19 protein-coding genes are annotated in these 17,972 nt (G+C 28.3%); 7 read left to right on the forward strand and 12 right to left on the reverse strand.

The genetic code is table 11. From position 1 onward, the window contains the following. Nucleotides 1-31: 31 nt before the first annotated feature. The 3 genes from ABXT65_RS04630 to ABXT65_RS04640 are packed head-to-tail and all read right to left on the reverse strand — an operon-like array spanning nt 32 to nt 4,140. The gene (locus ABXT65_RS04630; protein WP_415322588.1) at nt 32-712 is read right to left on the reverse strand and encodes a hypothetical protein; all 681 of its coding nucleotides are present in this window, start codon (nt 710-712) and stop codon (nt 32-34) included. After that, the gene (gene prfB / locus ABXT65_RS04635) at nt 712-1,761 is read right to left on the reverse strand and encodes a peptide chain release factor 2 (RefSeq protein WP_415324207.1); all 1,050 of its coding nucleotides are present in this window, start codon (nt 1,759-1,761) and stop codon (nt 712-714) included. Before prfB ends, ABXT65_RS04630 begins: the two co-directional genes overlap by 1 nt. Before the next feature lie 45 nt (nt 1,762-1,806). Further along, nucleotides 1,807-4,140: a penicillin-binding protein 1A gene (locus ABXT65_RS04640; protein ID WP_415322590.1), complete on the reverse strand. Its 2,334-nt coding sequence runs from the start codon at nt 4,138-4,140 to the stop codon at nt 1,807-1,809. A 100-nt stretch (nt 4,141-4,240) separates the two neighbouring features. Here ABXT65_RS04640 and ABXT65_RS04645 point away from each other — a divergent pair, with 100 nt between their 5' ends. Then, nucleotides 4,241-6,100 carry an Rne/Rng family ribonuclease gene (locus ABXT65_RS04645; protein ID WP_415322591.1) on the forward strand — a complete coding sequence of 620 codons (1,860 nt, stop codon included), beginning with the start codon at nt 4,241-4,243 and terminating at the stop codon, nt 6,098-6,100. On the opposite strand, the gene ABXT65_RS04650 is transcribed toward ABXT65_RS04645, so the two are convergent. Continuing rightward, the gene (locus tag ABXT65_RS04650) at nt 6,097-6,870 is read right to left on the reverse strand and encodes a thiazole synthase (protein WP_415322593.1); all 774 of its coding nucleotides are present in this window, start codon (nt 6,868-6,870) and stop codon (nt 6,097-6,099) included. The two genes, ABXT65_RS04645 and ABXT65_RS04650, sit on opposite strands and share 4 nt — an antisense overlap. Nucleotides 6,871-6,872: 2 nt before the next feature. Further along, complete coding sequence (gene thiS / locus ABXT65_RS04655) at nt 6,873-7,091, reverse strand: sulfur carrier protein ThiS (protein WP_415322595.1); 219 nt, start codon at nt 7,089-7,091, stop codon at nt 6,873-6,875. A gap of 16 nt (nt 7,092-7,107) precedes the next feature. Here thiS and aroQ point away from each other — a divergent pair, with 16 nt between their 5' ends. Genes aroQ through accC form a run of 3 tightly spaced genes read left to right on the forward strand, consistent with a single transcriptional unit; the run spans nt 7,108 to nt 9,306 of the window. Then, on the forward strand, nt 7,108-7,557 hold the full coding sequence (gene aroQ, locus ABXT65_RS04660; RefSeq protein WP_415322597.1) for a type II 3-dehydroquinate dehydratase: 450 nt from the start codon (nt 7,108-7,110) through the stop codon (nt 7,555-7,557). Continuing rightward, nucleotides 7,544-7,969 (forward strand): acetyl-CoA carboxylase biotin carboxyl carrier protein, encoded by a 426-nt coding sequence (locus tag ABXT65_RS04665; RefSeq protein ID WP_415322599.1) that lies wholly within the window; start codon nt 7,544-7,546, stop codon nt 7,967-7,969. The genes aroQ and ABXT65_RS04665 overlap by 14 nt, the downstream gene beginning before the upstream one ends. Then, on the forward strand, nt 7,969-9,306 hold the full coding sequence (accC, locus tag ABXT65_RS04670; protein ID WP_415322601.1) for an acetyl-CoA carboxylase biotin carboxylase subunit: 1,338 nt from the start codon (nt 7,969-7,971) through the stop codon (nt 9,304-9,306). The genes ABXT65_RS04665 and accC overlap by 1 nt, the downstream gene beginning before the upstream one ends. Here accC and ABXT65_RS04675 read toward each other — a convergent pair. Both ABXT65_RS04675 and ABXT65_RS04680 read right to left on the reverse strand, forming a co-directional pair. After that, on the reverse strand, nt 9,303-9,710 hold the full coding sequence (locus ABXT65_RS04675; protein ID WP_415322603.1) for a DUF2155 domain-containing protein: 408 nt from the start codon (nt 9,708-9,710) through the stop codon (nt 9,303-9,305). The genes accC and ABXT65_RS04675 overlap by 4 nt on opposite strands. After that, entirely contained in the window at nt 9,670-10,029 is a 360-nt protein-coding gene (locus tag ABXT65_RS04680) for an NADH-ubiquinone oxidoreductase subunit NDUFA12 family protein (protein WP_415322605.1), read from the reverse strand. The genes ABXT65_RS04675 and ABXT65_RS04680 overlap by 41 nt, the downstream gene beginning before the upstream one ends. Before the next feature lie 115 nt (nt 10,030-10,144). On the opposite strand from ABXT65_RS04680, the gene ABXT65_RS04685 reads away from it, so the two are divergent. After that, nucleotides 10,145-10,966, forward strand: a complete 822-nt coding sequence (locus ABXT65_RS04685) for a ribonucleotide reductase (protein ID WP_415322607.1) — start codon at nt 10,145-10,147, stop codon at nt 10,964-10,966. 2 nt (nt 10,967-10,968) lie between these two features. On the opposite strand, the gene aspS is transcribed toward ABXT65_RS04685, so the two are convergent. Genes aspS through ABXT65_RS04700 form a run of 3 tightly spaced genes read right to left on the reverse strand, consistent with a single transcriptional unit; the run spans nt 10,969 to nt 14,378 of the window. Beyond that, nucleotides 10,969-12,753 (reverse strand): aspartate--tRNA ligase, encoded by a 1,785-nt coding sequence (gene aspS / locus ABXT65_RS04690; RefSeq protein WP_415322609.1) that lies wholly within the window; start codon nt 12,751-12,753, stop codon nt 10,969-10,971. Further along, nucleotides 12,754-13,416: a DnaA ATPase domain-containing protein gene (locus ABXT65_RS04695; protein ID WP_415322611.1), complete on the reverse strand. Its 663-nt coding sequence runs from the start codon at nt 13,414-13,416 to the stop codon at nt 12,754-12,756. Then, a complete protein-coding gene (locus tag ABXT65_RS04700; RefSeq protein ID WP_415322613.1) occupies nt 13,413-14,378 on the reverse strand; it encodes a hypothetical protein in 966 nt (321 codons plus the stop codon). The genes ABXT65_RS04695 and ABXT65_RS04700 overlap by 4 nt, the downstream gene beginning before the upstream one ends. Before the next feature lie 125 nt (nt 14,379-14,503). Between ABXT65_RS04700 and purM the strand changes: the two genes are divergently transcribed. Together purM and purN are read left to right on the forward strand one after the other, a co-directional pair. After that, nucleotides 14,504-15,532: a phosphoribosylformylglycinamidine cyclo-ligase gene (purM, locus tag ABXT65_RS04705; protein WP_415322615.1), complete on the forward strand. Its 1,029-nt coding sequence runs from the start codon at nt 14,504-14,506 to the stop codon at nt 15,530-15,532. Next, entirely contained in the window at nt 15,510-16,088 is a 579-nt protein-coding gene (gene purN / locus ABXT65_RS04710; RefSeq protein ID WP_415322617.1) for a phosphoribosylglycinamide formyltransferase, read from the forward strand. Before purM ends, purN begins: the two co-directional genes overlap by 23 nt. Here purN and ndk read toward each other — a convergent pair. Together ndk and ABXT65_RS04720 are read right to left on the reverse strand one after the other, a co-directional pair. Beyond that, nucleotides 16,085-16,495 (reverse strand): nucleoside-diphosphate kinase, encoded by a 411-nt coding sequence (gene ndk / locus ABXT65_RS04715; protein WP_415322619.1) that lies wholly within the window; start codon nt 16,493-16,495, stop codon nt 16,085-16,087. The genes purN and ndk overlap by 4 nt on opposite strands. Further along, complete coding sequence (locus tag ABXT65_RS04720; RefSeq protein WP_415322621.1) at nt 16,488-17,945, reverse strand: leucyl aminopeptidase; 1,458 nt, start codon at nt 17,943-17,945, stop codon at nt 16,488-16,490. Before ABXT65_RS04720 ends, ndk begins: the two co-directional genes overlap by 8 nt. Nucleotides 17,946-17,972 lie beyond the last annotated feature (27 nt).

The following is a 17,972-nucleotide window of genomic DNA, read 5'->3' on the forward strand; positions in this document are numbered from 1 at the left end:
TTATTTATATCAAAATTTTGCTGATCATTTATTACTTTTCCATCAATGAAAAATATTTTTTTTTTTTTTCAATTTTAATTAAGGGTGATTTTAATTTTATGCTATTGAGGTCTGTTTCTATTTTTCTTAATGTTAATTGATTTTTACTTATATCAAATGAAAGGTTTAAGTTTTCAATTTCCACTTGATTAAAAATATTAAATTTTGCTTTTTTAATACTCCCATTTATTTGATAATTTTTTTTTATCTCTCCATCTAAGTCAAATTTAAGATTTATATTTGCAGAAATTAATCCTTCTTTAGTTATGCTATCTAAAACAAAAAGTTGTGGTGATCCTTTAACTGCTCTTGTTAATGAGATTAGATCTTTAATTTGAATTTCTTTTGTAGAAATTTTTAAATCATCAATAGAAAATTGATTACTTATAAAAGATTTTAATGATATATTGGTATTAATATCACTTAAATCTAGACTTTTATCTTCCAATAATATTTTGGGGTTTTTTGCTGAAATATTAATACTAAAATTCAGCGGGTTTAATAAATAATTAACCTCATTTAATGAAAGGTTAATTTTTTTATTAATTTTTGAAACATTTTTTATAATTTCATTATTAAACTTTTCAGTTTTTATTCCATATATACTTAAGTAAATGACAATACCAGCAAAGGTTATTATTAATATAATAAGAATTTTAATTATTTTTTTCATTATTTCACTTTATATAACGAACTTTCTAAAAAATCATCAATCTCACCATCTAAGATTTTATCAGGATTTGAGCTTTCAAAACTAGTTCTATTATCTTTAACCATTCTGTAAGGGTGAAGAACGTAAGATCTAATTTGATGTCCCCAGCCTATTTCTGATTTAGAAGATTCCACTGTTTGACTTTCAATTTTTTTTTTTTTCATTTCAAAATCATAAAGCCTTGCCCTAAGCATATTCATACAGGTGTCTTTATTTTTATGTTGAGACCTTTCGTTTTGACATTGAACAACTATTTTAGATGGTAAGTGAGTAATTCTAACAGCACTATCAGTTGTATTTACGTGTTGGCCACCTGCGCCACTAGATCTGTATGTGTCAATCCTCAAATCTTTTTCTATAATTTCAATATCAATATTTTCATCAACCACAGGGTAAATCCAAACACTAGCAAAACTTGTGTGTCTTCTTGCACCTGAATCGAATGGAGAAATTCTGACCAACCTATGAATACCAGACTCAGATTTTAACCATCCAAAAACATAATCTCCTTCAATTTTAATTGTTGATGATTTTATACCAGCTTCATCACCTTTATGTTCACTTATCAACTGTGATTTAAAACCCTTTAAGACAGACCATTTTAAATACATTCTCCTTAACATTTCAGCCCAATCTTGACTTTCGGTACCTCCTGCTCCTGCATGAATTTCTATGTAACCATCAAAACTATCAGTTTCATTCGATAGAAAGCATTTTGTTTCATTTTTTTTAGCTAATTTTTTTAGATCTTTAATATTTTCTAAAACTTCAGCAATAATTGTTTGGTTTTTTTCTTCTAAAGCTAATTCATTTAACTCATGCAAATCAGTTAAGGAATTAACAGAATTATCATATGATTTTATTAATTCCTCATATAATTTTTTTTCTTTAATAGTTTTTTGTGAATTTGACTTATCCTGCCAGAAATTGTTCTCTAGCATTTTTTGATTATTTGCCTCTAATTTTGAATGAATATCATTTTTTTCAAAGGTACTCCTTAACTCTTTGATTAATTTTTTTTATTTCTGATCTGTGGTTTAAATATTCATTTTCCATTAATAAAATCTTAATATATTATCATTTTTTAATCTATTATTAATATCTCTGTTTAATGTATTGTCTATTTTTATATTTTTATAAGCCTCAATTATAGTAGATTTACTCTCTATCGCAGCTTTCTCACCTGTTATAGGATCAATAACCCTCATTAAAATATCATCAGCAACTTTAAATGGTCTTGCATCTTCTTTTTTAATTGCATTTTTTACAAAGCTTTTAAAAATTGGTAATGCTGTTTTTGCACCAGTCTCATACCTTCCTAATGATTTTGGATTATCTGAACCTACATATACACCTATTGCAAGTTTTGAAGTAAAACCAATAAACCATGTATCAGTATTACCATTAGTAGTGCCTGTTTTTCCAGCCAAGTCTAAATTAAGATCTTTTAAATTTTTTCCCGTTCCATTCTGAACGGCACCTTCTAATATTGAGGTCATCTGATACGCTGTTTGAGGTGAGAAAATTTGAAGAAATTCATCTTCTATTTCAGGGTAATTTTTGCTTAAAAAAGATATCTGATCGCAGTTTACACATTTTCTTTTTTCATTATTAAATATCGTACTTCCTTCACTATCTTGAATTCGATCTATCATTATTGGTTTTACTAATTTTCCACCATTAACAAACGAAGAATAAGCAGATGTAAGCTTTAATAAGGTTGTTTCGGCTGAGCCTAGTGAGATAGATAAAAGTTCACTTGGATTATCATAAATACCTAATTGTTTTGAAAAATTAACTATTTTTTTCAAACCCATGTCTTGCGCAATTCTAACTGTCATTAAATTTCTAGACTTTTCTAACCCCATTCTTAATGTTGAAGGTCCATAAAATTTTTTTCCATAATTTTCTGGTTTCCACATCTTTAAATCATACCCTTGCTCCAGAACTAATGGGGCATCTAAGATCAAAGTAGATGGTGTATAGCCATTTTCAAGTGCCAATGCGTAAATAAATGGTTTAAACGCTGAGCCAGGTTGTCTTAATGCTTGGGTTGCTCTATTAAATTCACTTTTTTTAAAACTAAAACCTCCACTTAATGCTAAAACCCTACCAGTGAAAGGATCCATAACAACTATACCTCCATTCACTAAGGGTAATTGTCTTAAGGTGAATATATTACCACTTTTATTCTCCACATAAATTACATCTCCAACTTTTAATATCTCATTAAATTCTTTTTTAATCCACGAAATGCTTTCGTATTTAATAATTCCACTCAATTTATTCTCAGTTTCAATTACTATAGAAAATTTATCAACTTTTTTTACTATTGCTAAATTCCAATTAATTGACTTTTCTAATTTAAATTTATCTAGTTTATTTTTCCAGCTTGTTATTTTTTGTTCTCTCAACAATGGTCCACGCCAACCTTTTCTTTTATCATAACTAATTAAACCTTCCCTTAAGGATTTTATGGCAATTTTTTGTAAACCTAGATTTATTGGTGTGCTTATATTTAGTCCTTGTTTGTAAACTTTATCAAAACCAAGTTGATCAACGACATCTTTTCTAATATCTTCAACATAATAACTTGTGTCTTCTGTAAAAGTTTTTTTTCTTTTTTTTAATATAATTTTTTTATTAATAAATTTATCGTACTCAATTTTTTTTATATAATTATTTTCATATAAATTTTCTAAAACTAGGTCTCTTCTAAATTTAGCTAAGATTATATCTTTATAGGGGTTATATCTACTTGGTGCTTTTGGTAATGCTGCCAATAAAGCTGCTTCGGCATAATTCAGTTCACTAATTGGTTTATCAAAATATTCTAAACTTGCAGATGCCACTCCATAAGCTCCTCCACCAAGATAAATTTGGTTTAAATAAAGTTCTAATATTCTTTCTTTTGAGAGGGCTCTTTCTATTCTAAATGCTAAAATTGCTTCTTTTATTTTTCTGTTTAAACTCACTTCACTTGTTAATAAAAAATTTTTTGCTACCTGTTGTGTTATAGTGGATGCACCTTCCAATCTTCTTGATGATGCAATATTAGAAATGTTATTTATTACGGCTCTCAAAACTCCTTTTGCATCTACTCCAGGATGTGAAAAAAAATTTTTATCTTCAGCAGATAAAAAAGCATTAATTACTTTTTTTGATATTGCATTGTAAGGAACAAAAATTCTTTTTTCAGTTGAAAAGTCGTTCACCAATTCCCCGTCACCTGAGTAAACTTTACTTGAAACAGGAGGCTTGTAACTCTTAAGAAATTTATAATCTGGTAAATTATTAGAAAAAGCCCATAAAACAGCTAATATAGAAAATGCACTCAATAGACCTAAGCTTAAAATTAGTATAAATATATTTTTAATAATTCGGTGCATTTTAGTTTAATATACATGTGAATTTGTTAAAGTTAAGGCATCAAAATTTAAACAAAATTTAAAATTATTTAAATACAATGAAACAATTAATCAAATATATATGGAAAAAAATTTATACATTGATGCTTCGCATCCAAACGAAACCAGAGTCGTGCTTAAAACGGGTGATAATATTGAAGACTATGAGTACGAGGGTTTAAAAAACAACCTAATCAAGAATAATATATTCCTCGGAAAGGTTAGTCGTGTAGAGCCATCGTTACAAGCTGCCTTTATAGATTTTGGAAGAAATAGACATGGTTTTTTATCTTTCAATGATATTCAGTCAGATTATTATCAAATTCCCCAAAGTGATTTAATCAAAATAAAAGAGGAAGAAGAAAGAGAAAGGATGGAACTCTTAAAAGAGGGTGAAAAAGAAGAGCAAAAAAATATCAACGAAGGTAATCTAGATGGTAATGATCCAGTTGAAATTAAACCTGAATCAGGGATTGTGTTAGGCCCATCTGAAGAAGTATTAGCAGTTGATGAATTAGCAGTAAGTGAGAGTGCTAATCAAAAAACACTAGATCCTGAAATAAAAAAACCAGCTCCAAGATTCAGGTCTAAAAGATATAAGATACAAGAAGTTATAAAACCCAATCAAGTAATTTTAATACAAGTATTAAAAGACGAAAGAGGACAAAAAGGAGCTGCGTTAAGTACCTTTATTTCTATAGCAGGAAAATATATTGTTTTAATGCCCAACACACCAAAGGGTGGTGGAATATCCAGAAAAATTTTTAACCCCGGTGAGAGAAAAAAAATTCGAACAATTTTAAACGATATATCCATACCAAAAGAAATGGGACTTATCGTTAGAACTGCAGGATCAAATAAAACTAAAAATGATATAGATCACGATCTTCAAACATTAATAAAAACATGGAATAACATTAAAGAAACTGCTTTAAATTCTATAGCACCATCTTTAGTTCACCAAGAAAGTGACATTATAAAAAGAACTTTGAGAGATATGTATGATGATGATACAAACAGCATAATCATCGAAGGTAATGACGGATATAAAAAAGCACAAGCTTTCATGAAATTAATAATGCCCTCTCATGTTAAAAAAATAAAGAAATATAGAGAAAAAGTTCCTTTATTTTTTAAAGAAAATATAGAGGATAAATTAAATCAAATTTATGAATCAGAAGTTAAGTTAAAATCTGGTGGATACTTGGTAATTAACCCAACTGAGGCCTTAGTTTCAATTGATATAAACTCAGGAAGCTCAATAAAACAAAAAAATGTTGAAAGTACTGCTTTAGATACTAACCTTGAAGCAGCAGAAGAAATATCAAGACAAATTAAAATTAGAGATTTATCTGGTTTAATAATAATAGACTTCATTGACATGCTAAGCTTTGGAAATAGAAGATTGGTTGAAAGAAAACTTAAAGAAACATGTAGAGCAGATAGGGCAAGAATTCAGATAGGAAGAATTAGTACTTTTGGGTTATTGGAAATGTCTAGACAAAGACTGCGTGAAAGTGCTGTAAAATGGAAAGTTACTCTCACAGACGAGTCTTTTGCTATAAAAATTCTTAAATTAGTTGAAGTTAAAGCTGTCTTAACAAAGGCAAAATTTGTTGAATTAAAGATCTGTGAAAAAATATCAGACTTCATGAAGGATAATTTCATTGAGGATTTAAAATATTTTGAAGAAAAAAACTTAATTAAAATTGACATTATTGCTGATAATACTCTTATTATTCCTGAATACGTGATTGACCTTCAAAACAAAACTAAAAAAACAATAGAAATTGTAGAACATGTTGAAAAACTAAAAAATCTAGAAGAACAAAAGAAAGATTTTAAATCTTTCGAAAGTTTAAATAAAAAAAAACCTTATAAGAAAAAACCTTATAAAAAAAAAACTTATAATAAAAAACCTTATAAAAAAAAGGTAGCTTAAATAATGCCTGTAGTTGGTGAGGATGCACTTCCATATATAGATTTTTCTATACGGCCTGCTAAAAAGGATTGCCTTCCAGCAATAACAGCATTTTTAAATGCTAACGCCATTTGAAATGGTTTTTTAGCTTTTGCAATTGCTGTATTAGCTAAAACTCCGTCACAACCCAACTCCATAGCAATAGCTGCATCTGATGCTTGACCTAAACCAGCATCAATTATTACAGGGAGTTTTGTCTGACCTCTTATAATCTTAATATTTGTTGTGTTTTGAATTCCGAGTCCAGATCCTATAGGTGCTGCTAAAGGCATAATTGCACAAGCCCCAACATTTTCCAATCTCTTAGCCATCAATGGATCGTCATTACAATATACCATCACTTTAAATCCTTCTTTGGTTAAAACTTCAGTAGAATTTAAAGTTTCAATCATATCAGGGAATAAATTTTTCTTGTCACCTAAAACTTCAAGCTTTACCAATTTCCACCCACCAATTTCTCTAGCCAACCTTAATGTTCTAAGAGCTTCTTCAGAATTAAAACATCCAGCTGTATTAGGAAGGTAGGTAATTTTTTTTGGATCTATATAATCCATTAATAATGGTTTTTTTTTATCTGAGATGTTAACTCTTCTTACGGCAACGGTTACAATTTCCGCACCAGATAATTTTATAGCTTTTGCACATTCTAACATGCTCTTATATTTTCCAGTACCAACTATTAGTCTGGAATTAAATTTTTTCTTATCAACTGTTAATTTATCTTTATTCATTTCTACCCACCTCCAATAAAATGAACTATTTCTATTTTATCGTCTTTTTTTAATTTGATTTTATTTGTTTTATTTTTATCTATTATTTCTTTATTTAATTCAATTGCTACTTTTTTAAGAGGAATTTTTAGTTCTTTTAGAAAAATTGAGAGGCTTAAATTTTCATTTACCATTGAAAATTTACCATTTATCTTAATTTTTATTTTTTTTATTTTTTTCATAATGTATAAGTATTGGATGAGTAATAATATTATAATTATTAATGGTCCTAATCTTAATCTATTAGGTGAAAGAGAACAATCACAATATGGGTCAATAACTTTTGATAAATTAAAAGAGAATTGTTTAAACAAAGCTAAAGAGTTAAATATTAGTTTACAGTTTTCTCAATCTAATATTGAAGGTGAAATAGTCACAACTATACAAGAAGCTAAAAGTAAATTTGATGGCATAATTATTAATGCTGCTGGCTTTACTCATACATCTGTTGCTATTAGGGATGCTTTAGATATTTATAAAAAACCAATTATTGAACTTCACATATCAAATATATACAAAAGAGAAGAATTTAGACATAAATCTTTAATTAGTGATATTGCTACTGGTGGAATTTTTGGCTTAGGTGATAACGGTTATATTTTAGCCATAATTTCAATGCAAAACATATTACAAAATGAAAATAGATAAAAACATTATTAAAGAATTAACAGACTACTTAAATGAGTTTAATTTAACTGAAATTGAATACACGGATAAAGATACCAAGATCAAAGTATCAAAATCAAACCCAGCCAGCTCAAATCAAGTTGTAAGCGTTGCAGCATCAACATCAGCATCTGGTGAAGTAAAACCTAAAGCTATATCTGGAACAGAGGTTAAATCTCCAATTATAGGTACTGCTTATCATTCACCAGAACCTGGGGCTAAAAAGTTTTCTGAGATTGGCAAAAGGATTAAAAAAGGTGAAACGGTTATGATAGTTGAAGCTATGAAAACCATGAATCACGTCCCTTCTACTGCAGATGGAATTATAAAAGAAATTTGTGTAGAAGATGGCCAACCTGTTGAATATGGCCAAACTATTATCATTGTTGAATAATGTTTAAAAAGATTCTAATTGCAAACCGTGGGGAAATTGCAGTCAGAGTTATACGCGCATGCAAAGAATGGGGAATTGCCACTGTTGCTGTACACTCTGATGTGGATAGAGACAGTATGCATGTTAGGCTTGCTGATGAAAGTGTTTGCATTGGCTCTCATCAACCTGCGAATAGCTATTTAAATGTTCCTGCATTAATGTCTGCAATTGAGCTTACAAAAGCAGAAGCAGTTCATCCTGGATATGGTTTTTTATCTGAGAATGCGAACTTTGCTAAAGTATTAGAAGAAAATAATATTAAATTTATTGGTGCATCTTCAAAGCTAATAAAAATGATGGGAGATAAAATTCAAGCAAAAAAAATTGCTAAAGAGCATGGTCTTCCGGTTATTGAAGGTTCTGAGGGTGGTGTAACTGATATAAAAGCAGCTAAAGAACTTTGTAAAAAAATAGGATTTCCAGTTTTAATTAAAGCATCTGGTGGTGGTGGTGGTAAAGGAATGAAAATTGTTCATAAAGAAGAGGAGTTTGAAACATTGTTCTCAACAGCTAAATCTGAAGCACAAAAATATTTTGGAAATGATGAGATTTATATTGAGAAATTTTTTCAAAACCCAAGACACATCGAAGTTCAAGTTCTATCTGGGAAAAATAGAACAGTTCATTTGCATGAAAGAGACTGCTCTGTACAAAGAAGGCATCAAAAATTAATAGAGGAAACCCCTAGTCCAGTTCTAACAGATCAAATTAGAAAAGATCTTTTTGAAAAAACTGTAAATATGGTCAGCAAAATTGGTTATGAAGGTGCTGGAACAGTCGAATTTATTTACGAAGATGGGAAGTTTTATTTTTTAGAAATGAATACACGCGTTCAAGTAGAACATCCTGTTACCGAAATGGTAACTGGAATTGACATAATTAAAGAACAAATATGGATAGCCTACACCGGTGAAACTGCTCTTAAACAAAGTGATATCAATCCAAGAGGACATGCTATTGAATGCAGAATTAACGCTGAGGATGCTAGTAAAAATTTTCAACCTTCACCTGGAACTATAGGTATGTGTCATCAACCATCAGGTTTTAGAACAAGGGTAGATGGTTCAATTTTTCAGGGTTATAAAGTTACCCCATATTATGACAGTTTAATTTGCAAAGTAATTGTTCAAGGAAGAAATAGAACTGAAGCTATTCAAAGAATGAATAGATCTTTAGATGAATTTGTAATTGAAGGCATTACCACAACAATACCTCTTCATAAAATTTTACTTAATCATAAAAAGTTTATTGATTCAGATTTTAATGTAGGCTGGCTAGATAACGAAAAAGTTATTTAATAACATTTAGTAAGCCAAATATCATAAACTGGGTGATCAAATGGGTTGACCGCTGGGCTTGATGAAAAAGTCCATCCATTAAATATAAAGACTTCATTATTATCTTTATTCACTAAGTCTCGCACCTGAATGTAAGCTGTTATCTCTGGGTTGTCATCAAACTCTGAATTTTTACATTTTAAACTTTTAATTATTAGATTCTGAAATTTTTTTTCCTCACCTATAACTAATTTTAAAAGGTTTGTTTTAGAGCTAACTTTATCTAAGATTTTTATCTCAATAAATTTTCCATTTAAACTTTCTAGGGCATTTAAAGATAATGGAATGTTTATTAAAAAAAAATAGAATAAAATTAATATAAAATTAACTTTTCCAACTTGTATATTTTTTTTTAATTTGTTCATTATTTCTATTTGGATGATAGGCATTTTCAGTACCTGTTTGATTTGATTGATGAGGCTTTTGCCATTTATATTTTTCTAAATCGTGATTGTTTTCAATTCTATTATTGGTAAAATGCATCCATGAATACCACTCACCAGGTATTTTTGAAGCATCAATCTCACCACTATAAATTACCCATCTCTTACCAACTTTACTTTCATAATATTTATTGCCAGTTGAATCACTTCCAACAAGTTTACCATAAAAAATTGTCTTTAATTTTGTTCCAAGTGTTTCTTGATTCCACCAAATGAAAATTTGTTTTAAAAGTGTCAACATATTTTTTTATTTTTTCTTCAATCCTAAATTGTATTATTTAAATTAGACTAAAGTAAGGATTTGTATATAAATTAATTATCTTACGATTCAAAATAAAAAATTAATTAAAGGAAAAATGGCAAAATACTTAGTTGAAACTTATTACACTTGCAGCTTTAAAGTTAATCATTATCTCGATGATATTAATGAAATAGAATTAGCAAATCTTGAAAAAAGAGATGACGGAAAATTTGAAGTTTTAGACGTTAAGCTTGATACGAGAAAAACAAAAAGCTTAGATCCAAATAATAAGGTAATTGAGTCTAAAAAATTAGACATCATATCTGAGCAAAGCCAACCCAAAATTGTTTCAAAAGAAAATAATACCACGTTTGTTAAAAAGATAAACGAAGGTATGGGTAAAAGATTTAGCATGCCAGATAGAAGAAAGGGCTACATTCAAAAGGCAACCATTGGTGACCATAAAGTTTATTTACATACGGGTGAATATGAGGATGGAAAAATAGGTGAAATTTTTATTGATACGAGCAAAGAAGGAGAGTTAGTAAAAGCTTTAATGAATAATTTTGCCATAGCGATATCACTTGGCCTACAATATGGCGTGCCTTTAGATGAATTTATTAGTGCTTATGTTGATACTAAATTTGAACCGTCTGGAAAGGTTCATGGTAATGACAGAATAATGAGCGCCTCTTCAATACTGGATTATATATTCAGAGAATTAGCTATCTCTTACCAAAATAGAGAAGACCTTGCGCATACACCTGCTATTGGAGGATCTGACAGATCTTCACCTGAAGAAGAAAATACAGAAGATCAAAATCAATTACTTAAGATTATAAAAGATGTTACTAGCAAAGGCTTTGTTAGAAACAATTACAAAAAAAATCTTGTTGATCTATCTGATGTTAAAATAAGTTTAAAAGGTAAAAAGTAATATTATTTTTTAAGTTTTAAGGCCAATCCAAGCTCTTTGAGTTGCTCTTCATTAACTTCTGAGGGCGCATTCATCATTAAGTCCTGGGCGTTTTGATTCATTGGAAACATTGTAACCTCTCTAATATTCTTCTCATTAGCTAAAAGCATTACGATTTTATCTATTCCTGGTGCTATACCCCCATGAGGTGGTGCACCGTAACTAAGAGCATTAATCATACCACTAAATTTCTTATCCACTTGCTCTTTTTGATAACCTGCAATTGAGAACAATTTATACATTAGCTCAGGTACGTGATTTCTAATTGCACCAGAAGATAACTCAATTCCATTACAAACAATGTCGTATTGGTAAGCTTTAATATTAAGAGGATTATCAAAATCAATATCTTTTATATCACCTTGTGGCATTGAAAATGGATTATGACTAAATTCAATTTTATTAGTTACTTCATTTTTTTCAAACATTGGGTAATCAACTATCCAACCAAATGCAAAAGTATTTTCATCAATTAAGTCTAAATCTTTAGCAATTTTATCTCTAGCTTGAGAGGTGATCTTTTCAACATCATTTATTTTTCCACAAGCAAAAAATATACTGTCACCTACCTCTGCTCCAGTAATTTTCATGATTTCTTCTAATGCTTCTTTAGAAAAAAACTTTCCCACAGGGCCCTTAGCTGAAATATTTTCATTTTTTTCAATTGTAAAATAAGCAAGGCCAGATGCTCCTTGTTCTTTAGCCCATTTATCAATATTATCAAAAAAGCTTCTAGGTTTTTCTTTTGTATTCTTGGTTACTATGCATCTTACTTTGGAGCCAGATTTTACAAGTTTTTTAAATATTTCAAAAGTAACATCATCACGCATAAATATATCTGACAAATCAGAGATTATTAACGGGTTTCTTAAGTCAGGTTTATCTGATCCATACTTAAGCATAGATTCGTCGTAAGGTATTCTTGGAAATTTTTCATACATTAATTTTTTTGAAGAAAAATTTTTGAATACATTGACTATTAATTTTTCTACTACTTGAAAAACATCTTCTTGTTCAACAAATGACATTTCTAAGTCAAGCTGGTAGAATTCACCAGGACTTCTATCTGCTCTAGCATCTTCATCTCTAAAACATGGTGCAATTTGAAAATATTTATCAAATCCAGATACCATTATTAGCTGTTTAAATTGCTGAGGCGCCTGTGGTAGGGCATAAAATTTTCCTGGATTTAATCTGCTGGGCACTAAAAAATCTCTAGCCCCTTCTGGGCTTGAAGATGTTAGTATTGGAGTTTGAAATTCTAAAAATCCCAATTTAAACATTTCATTTCTGATAAATGAAATAACTTTTGATCTTAATATAATATTGTCATGAATTTTTTTTCTTCTTAAATCTAAAAATCTATATTTAAGTCTAATCTCTTCTGCATATTCTTGATCGCTAAATACAGGCATTGGAAGTTCTTTACATGTTCCAAGCACTTCAAATTTATCAATATTGACTTCTATCTCACCAGTTTGTAGTTCGGAATTAATAGTATCCTCACTTCTCTTGACAACATTTCCGCTTATCTTAATTACACTTTCTAACTGAATTTTTTCTAATAATTTAAAGTTCTCATTACTTTTATCAATAATGCATTGAGTCATTCCATAATTATCTCTTAAGTCAATAAATAAGAGGTTTCCATGATCTCTTTTTTTATTAACCCATCCAGATAATATAATCTCTTGTCCACTGTTATCTTTATTTAATTCGTTACAATTGTGTGTTCTATATTTATTCACTTATTCCTCTAATGCCTCATTAATGATCTTAAAATCGATTGATTTTTTCTTTTTTAAACTAATCTTGTCAATTTTATATATGAATTCAAATATTTTGCCATACGATCTCTCAACTCTTTTAATGATAAAATCAATCAATTTTTTATCTAAAGTGATCTGTCTATCAGATAAATTTTTTAGAATTAAAGCAAACATTAATTCATCGTCAGGGTTTTCAATTTTTGCTAAAAGACAGTTTTTAGTTCTTGATTTAAGATCTTCAAGCATAAAATCAATTTCTGCAATTGGTGTTGAGGATGTAATTATTAAAAATTTATTATCTTGATCAATTATATTAAAAAGAGTGTAGATAAGCTCCTCACTCACATTCAAATTTAAATTTTCTAAAACAATATTTTGATAAGGTTTTATTGTTTGTAAATTTTCATTATTTAGCAAACTTGATTCAAGCTTAATCCCATTAAATTTTTTTAAAAAAATATTAGTTAAATGAGTTTTGCCAGAGAATTTTTCACCACTTATGTTTAAAAAATTTTTTTCCCAGTTAGGCCAATTACTGATTAATTCAAAAGGATAAAAGTTACTTTTTCCAACATAAAAATCGTCATCTCTAAAGTTTTGCTTATAATCAAAATCTAGTAATAATTGATTTAAACTTTTCATTTAACAGTCCAAACATTATTTACAATCTCCAGGTCAAAATATTTATTATTCATATCGTTAAAAAAAGTTTTTGGAGAGCCGTTATAAATTATTCTATATTGAGTAAATTTGTTATTAAAATTTAATATATAGAAATTTGATATCAAATCAATGCTAGAGAGTGTCTCCTCCAAATACATAATCTTTTTATAGTCTGTTGATTTTATAGAAATGGTTAATGGAAGTTTTATAGATGTATTTATCTCATTATTTTTTTTCCATTCATCTTCATAAAGGATTTTTAAATTATCTAAAATCATATTGAAATCCTCTTCATTGGTTAAATTTATCTTTGAATATTTTTGATTATTTATTTTAAGAGAATTGTTTAAATTAATTTTTGAAAGTATTTTAACTTCATTTCTGTTTTTGTATATTATTGTAATTATATAATCTTTTAAATCATACTTTTTTAGTAAATTTATAAAATCATATGTTTCAATAGAATTAGACATCTCTTGAAGTTTAATTAAATCATCAAGATCTTCACTTGGTAACAGATAATCTAGCAATTGATAATTATTTTTTATGTCATTCCACTTCTCATAAAAAATATTATTATTAAATAAATAAATATTCTCAGTCTCTGCATCTACTAATATCGGTATCAATAAAACTTTATTTCTAATTGGAATTGACGGAAAAACATTTTTTGTTTCTAAAAAGTTTAAAATCTTTTTTTTATTAAATGTTGTTTCAAGTTTTGCAAAATATTCATTATTAATAAATTTTTCATCACTTATTGTGAAAGAGTCAATCATGCTTTTGAGTTCTTTTATTGTTATATCTTTAATTTGTGTTTTATCACCTGAGGTTGTAATCATAGAAAGTAAATTTAAAAAAGAGACCTGAAACCCCCTGTCTATTACACGACTTTTCTTAAAATTAAGCTCAAATGGTGATGAAATTTCAATATCAGACACTCTAAAAGAGTTTGCATGTAAATAAGCTGTGGAAAAAATTATTATAAATAGAACGAATGAAATAAAAAATATATATACTTTTTGTAACCTTAATATTTTATTAATAATTTGCATATTTTATACTAATGAAAAAAGAAAAATTTACCTATGAAAAAAGTGGTGTAAACATAAATGCTGCTGACAATTTTGTTAAATTTATATCTTCTATATCATCAAATAATAAAGGCAAAAAAAAGTTTAATAACATTGGTGGTTTTGGTTCAATTTCTAATATTCCTAAAAGTTTAAAAAGTCCCAAAATTGTAGCTTGCACAGATGGTGTTGGCACAAAAGTTGAGATAGCAAATGTACTTAATAAATATGATACAATCGGTATTGATTTAGTTGCAATGAGTGTAAACGACTTGATAGTTCAAGGAGCGAAACCGTTATTATTTTTAGATTATATTTCAATTAATAAAATTGATTTAAAAAAATTAAAATCCATCCTCAAAGGAATAATAAAAGGTTGCAAAATTTCTAACTGTGAATTAGTTGGTGGAGAAACCGCAGAAATGCCTGGGACCTATGAAAAAGGTAAATTTGATATAGCTGGATTTGCTGTAGGCTTAGTTGATGAAAAAAAAATCCTACACACAAAGAAAATTAAGAAAAATAATTTAGTGCTAGCCATACCCTCAAGTGGCGTTCACTCTAATGGTTATTCTTTAGTGAGACAGGTTTTGAAAAAAGAAAAAATTAATTTAAAAAATAATTCATTTTTAAAAAAAGAATTACTTAGACCTACAAAAATTTATGTGAAAGAAGTTTTAAGTCTAATTCAAAATAATCTTTTAAATGGATGTGCTAATATCACAGGTGGTGGACTAGTGGATAACATTAAAAGAGTAATTCCTGATGGGCTAATCGCTGACATTGATTTAAATAAAGTTAAAACTAAAAAAATTTTTAAATGGTTGAAGCAATATAATATAGAGGACAAAGAAATGCTAAAAACATTTAATTGTGGGGTAGGTTTTTGTTTAATAGTTAATCCAAACAATTTGAGTAAAGTCACAAAATTCTTTACTAAAGAATTTAAGCCTTATGTTATAGGTAAAATTATCCCTGGAAAAAATAAAGTTAAACTTAATGGAAAAATTGACTGGTCTTAAAAAAATAAAAACTGCAGTTTTTATTTCAGGTGTAGGAAGTAATTTAAAAAATATAATAAAATTTTCTAAATTAAAAAAATCACCTATCTCAATAGATCTGGTAGTTTCTAATACTAATCTTGCAAAAGGTTTAAAGTATGCGGATCAATTTAAGATTAAAAAAAAAATATTTAATTCTAAAAATTTTATAGAAACTGAAAAAATTATATTGATATTATTAAGGAAAGAAAAAATAAAATTTATTTGCTTGGCTGGTTTTATGAAAATTTTATCTAAAGGATTTATAAAAAAATTTGATGGAAAAATAATTAATATTCATCCCTCTTTACTTCCTAAATATAAGGGTCTTAACACGCACAGTAGGGCAATTAAAAACAAAGATATTTTTGCAGGATGTACAGTTCACTACGTAACAGAAAAATTGGATTCTGGAAAAGTAGTTATGCAAAAGAAAATTAAAATAGCAGCTAGTGATAACTCTATCTCATTATCAAAAAAGATTTTGAAACAAGAGCATAAATTGTACCCAGCCGCTATTATGAAAATTTTTAATTAGTCTTTAAAAAAAAAACCGATTTCTATTTTAGCATTTTCAACACTGTCAGAACCGTGAACAGAGTTTTTATCTATGGAGATACCGTATCTTTTTCTTATAGTTCCTTCCGCAGCATCCTCTGGCTTAGTAGCACCCATTAATTCTCTATTTTCTAATACTGCATTCTCTTTTTCAAGCACCATTACAACTATTGGTCCTGATGATAAATATGTACATAAATCATTGTAAAAAGGCTTTGTTTCATGAACCTTATAAAACTGCTCTGCTTCAGGTTTTGCTATTTGAATTTTTTTATCTTTAATAATATTAAATCCTTTATTCTTAAACATATCTTTTATTTCATTGTCTAAATTTCTTTCAACAGCATCTGGCTTAATAATTGATAGTGTTTGTTCTATATTACTCATAATGTTCCTCTATTAGTTGATTTAATAATCTTACTCCATAACCTGTTGCTCCACCTGAATTTAAAGCACCACCATATTTTGAAAAAGCCATACCGGCTATATCTAAATGAGCCCATGGTGTCTTGTTTAAAATAAATCTTTGTAAAAATTGTGCAGCAGTTGTTGATCCTGCTCCACCAACATAATTTATATTTTGCATGTCAGCATTCTTTGAGTCTATAAGCTTGTCAAAGTTTTTATGAAGGGGCATTCTCCATAATTTCTCATCAACTTTTTCACCTACATCCAATAATTGTTTTGATAATTTGTCATCATTTGAAAACAACCCAGCATATTCAGAGCCTAATGAAACTATTATGGCTCCTGTTAAAGTTGCTAAATCAACCATAAATTTTGGTTTAAATTTTTTCTCAGTAAAAGTTAGAGCGTCAGCTAAAACTAATCTACCTTCTGCATCTGTATTTAATATTTCTATTGTTTTGCCACTATAGGATTTAACAATATCCCCTGGTCTTTGAGCATTACCTCCAGGCATATTCTCTACAAGTCCTACAACACCAACAGCATTTATTTTTGCTTTTCTTAATGCTAAATTTTTCATTAAACCAACTACTGTAGCAGAACCAGCCATATCATAAGTCATATCCTCCATAAATTTTGCTGGTTTTAGCGAAATACCTCCAGTATCAAAACAAACTCCCTTACCAATAAAAGCTAGAGGTTTAGAATTATCTTTTAGTCCATTCCATTCCATTGTTACTAAATATGTGCCTCTGATGCTGCCCTGCCCAACCCCTAACAATGCGTTCATGCCTAATTTTTTTAACTTTTTCTCATCATAGATATTTACTTTTAAACCATGTTTTTTTAGAGAACTTAATCTTTTTGCATACTCGTCTGGATGTAAAATATTTCCTGGTTCAGACACGAGGTCTCTTGCAAAAAAAGTTCCTTCCTCTAAAGCTTTAAATCTTAATTGATTTTGAGCAGATATTTTATTCTTATCTCCAAAGACATTTATAGAAATAAGTCTTTTATCTTTTTTTGATTTATAAATGTTAAATTCATAAGATTTTAATTTTAATCCATGCAGGAAATATCCTATAAAATTTTCTATTTTATTATTTATAGTATCTGAGTTTACAAAATAATCATTTTTCTTATCGTAATTTATATAACCATGAAATTTAGCTCCTAAACTTTCTATTTCAGAAGTTTTTAAATCTTTTTTAATGGACACTAAAAATATTGTTTTTTTTGAGTTAATTTCAAAAAAAAGTAAGTTTTTTTTTAAATCACTAGTTTTTAATAGATCGGATATGTAAGAAAATTCAGTACTTGAAATCATTTCCTTTAACACACTAATATTGAAATTTTGATCAACAAATAAGACAAGATTAGCTGAAGATTTGCTAGTTAATTTATTTGAGTAATTAATTTTAATAGACATAAATTTTAAATACACTCTCTACGAGTT

Origin of the sequence: Candidatus Pelagibacter sp. Uisw_127 (assembly GCF_047722515.1) — a bacterium.
Lineage (GTDB): Bacteria > Pseudomonadota > Alphaproteobacteria > Pelagibacterales > Pelagibacteraceae > Pelagibacter.

What these genes read in the sequence shown, in the direction of transcription:
- ABXT65_RS04630 (WP_415322588.1), bottom strand. Translation starts at nt 712, where the DNA reads ATGAAAAAAATAATTAAAATTCTTATTATATTAATAATAACCTTTGCT.
- ABXT65_RS04640 (WP_415322590.1), bottom strand. Translation starts at nt 4,140, where the DNA reads ATGCACCGAATTATTAAAAATATATTTATACTAATTTTAAGCTTAGGT.
- ABXT65_RS04645 (WP_415322591.1), top strand. Translation starts at nt 4,241, where the DNA reads ATGGAAAAAAATTTATACATTGATGCTTCGCATCCAAACGAAACCAGA.
- ABXT65_RS04650 (WP_415322593.1), bottom strand. Translation starts at nt 6,870, where the DNA reads ATGAATAAAGATAAATTAACAGTTGATAAGAAAAAATTTAATTCCAGA.
- thiS (WP_415322595.1), bottom strand. Translation starts at nt 7,091, where the DNA reads ATGAAAAAAATAAAAAAAATAAAAATTAAGATAAATGGTAAATTTTCA.
- aroQ (WP_415322597.1), top strand. Translation starts at nt 7,108, where the DNA reads ATGAGTAATAATATTATAATTATTAATGGTCCTAATCTTAATCTATTA.
- ABXT65_RS04665 (WP_415322599.1), top strand. Translation starts at nt 7,544, where the DNA reads ATGAAAATAGATAAAAACATTATTAAAGAATTAACAGACTACTTAAAT.
- accC (WP_415322601.1), top strand. Translation starts at nt 7,969, where the DNA reads ATGTTTAAAAAGATTCTAATTGCAAACCGTGGGGAAATTGCAGTCAGA.
- ABXT65_RS04675 (WP_415322603.1), bottom strand. Translation starts at nt 9,710, where the DNA reads ATGAACAAATTAAAAAAAAATATACAAGTTGGAAAAGTTAATTTTATA.
- ABXT65_RS04680 (WP_415322605.1), bottom strand. Translation starts at nt 10,029, where the DNA reads ATGTTGACACTTTTAAAACAAATTTTCATTTGGTGGAATCAAGAAACA.
- ABXT65_RS04685 (WP_415322607.1), top strand. Translation starts at nt 10,145, where the DNA reads ATGGCAAAATACTTAGTTGAAACTTATTACACTTGCAGCTTTAAAGTT.
- ABXT65_RS04695 (WP_415322611.1), bottom strand. Translation starts at nt 13,416, where the DNA reads ATGAAAAGTTTAAATCAATTATTACTAGATTTTGATTATAAGCAAAAC.
- purM (WP_415322615.1), top strand. Translation starts at nt 14,504, where the DNA reads ATGAAAAAAGAAAAATTTACCTATGAAAAAAGTGGTGTAAACATAAAT.
- purN (WP_415322617.1), top strand. Translation starts at nt 15,510, where the DNA reads ATGGAAAAATTGACTGGTCTTAAAAAAATAAAAACTGCAGTTTTTATT.
- ndk (WP_415322619.1), bottom strand. Translation starts at nt 16,495, where the DNA reads ATGAGTAATATAGAACAAACACTATCAATTATTAAGCCAGATGCTGTT.
- ABXT65_RS04720 (WP_415322621.1), bottom strand. Translation starts at nt 17,945, where the DNA reads ATGTCTATTAAAATTAATTACTCAAATAAATTAACTAGCAAATCTTCA.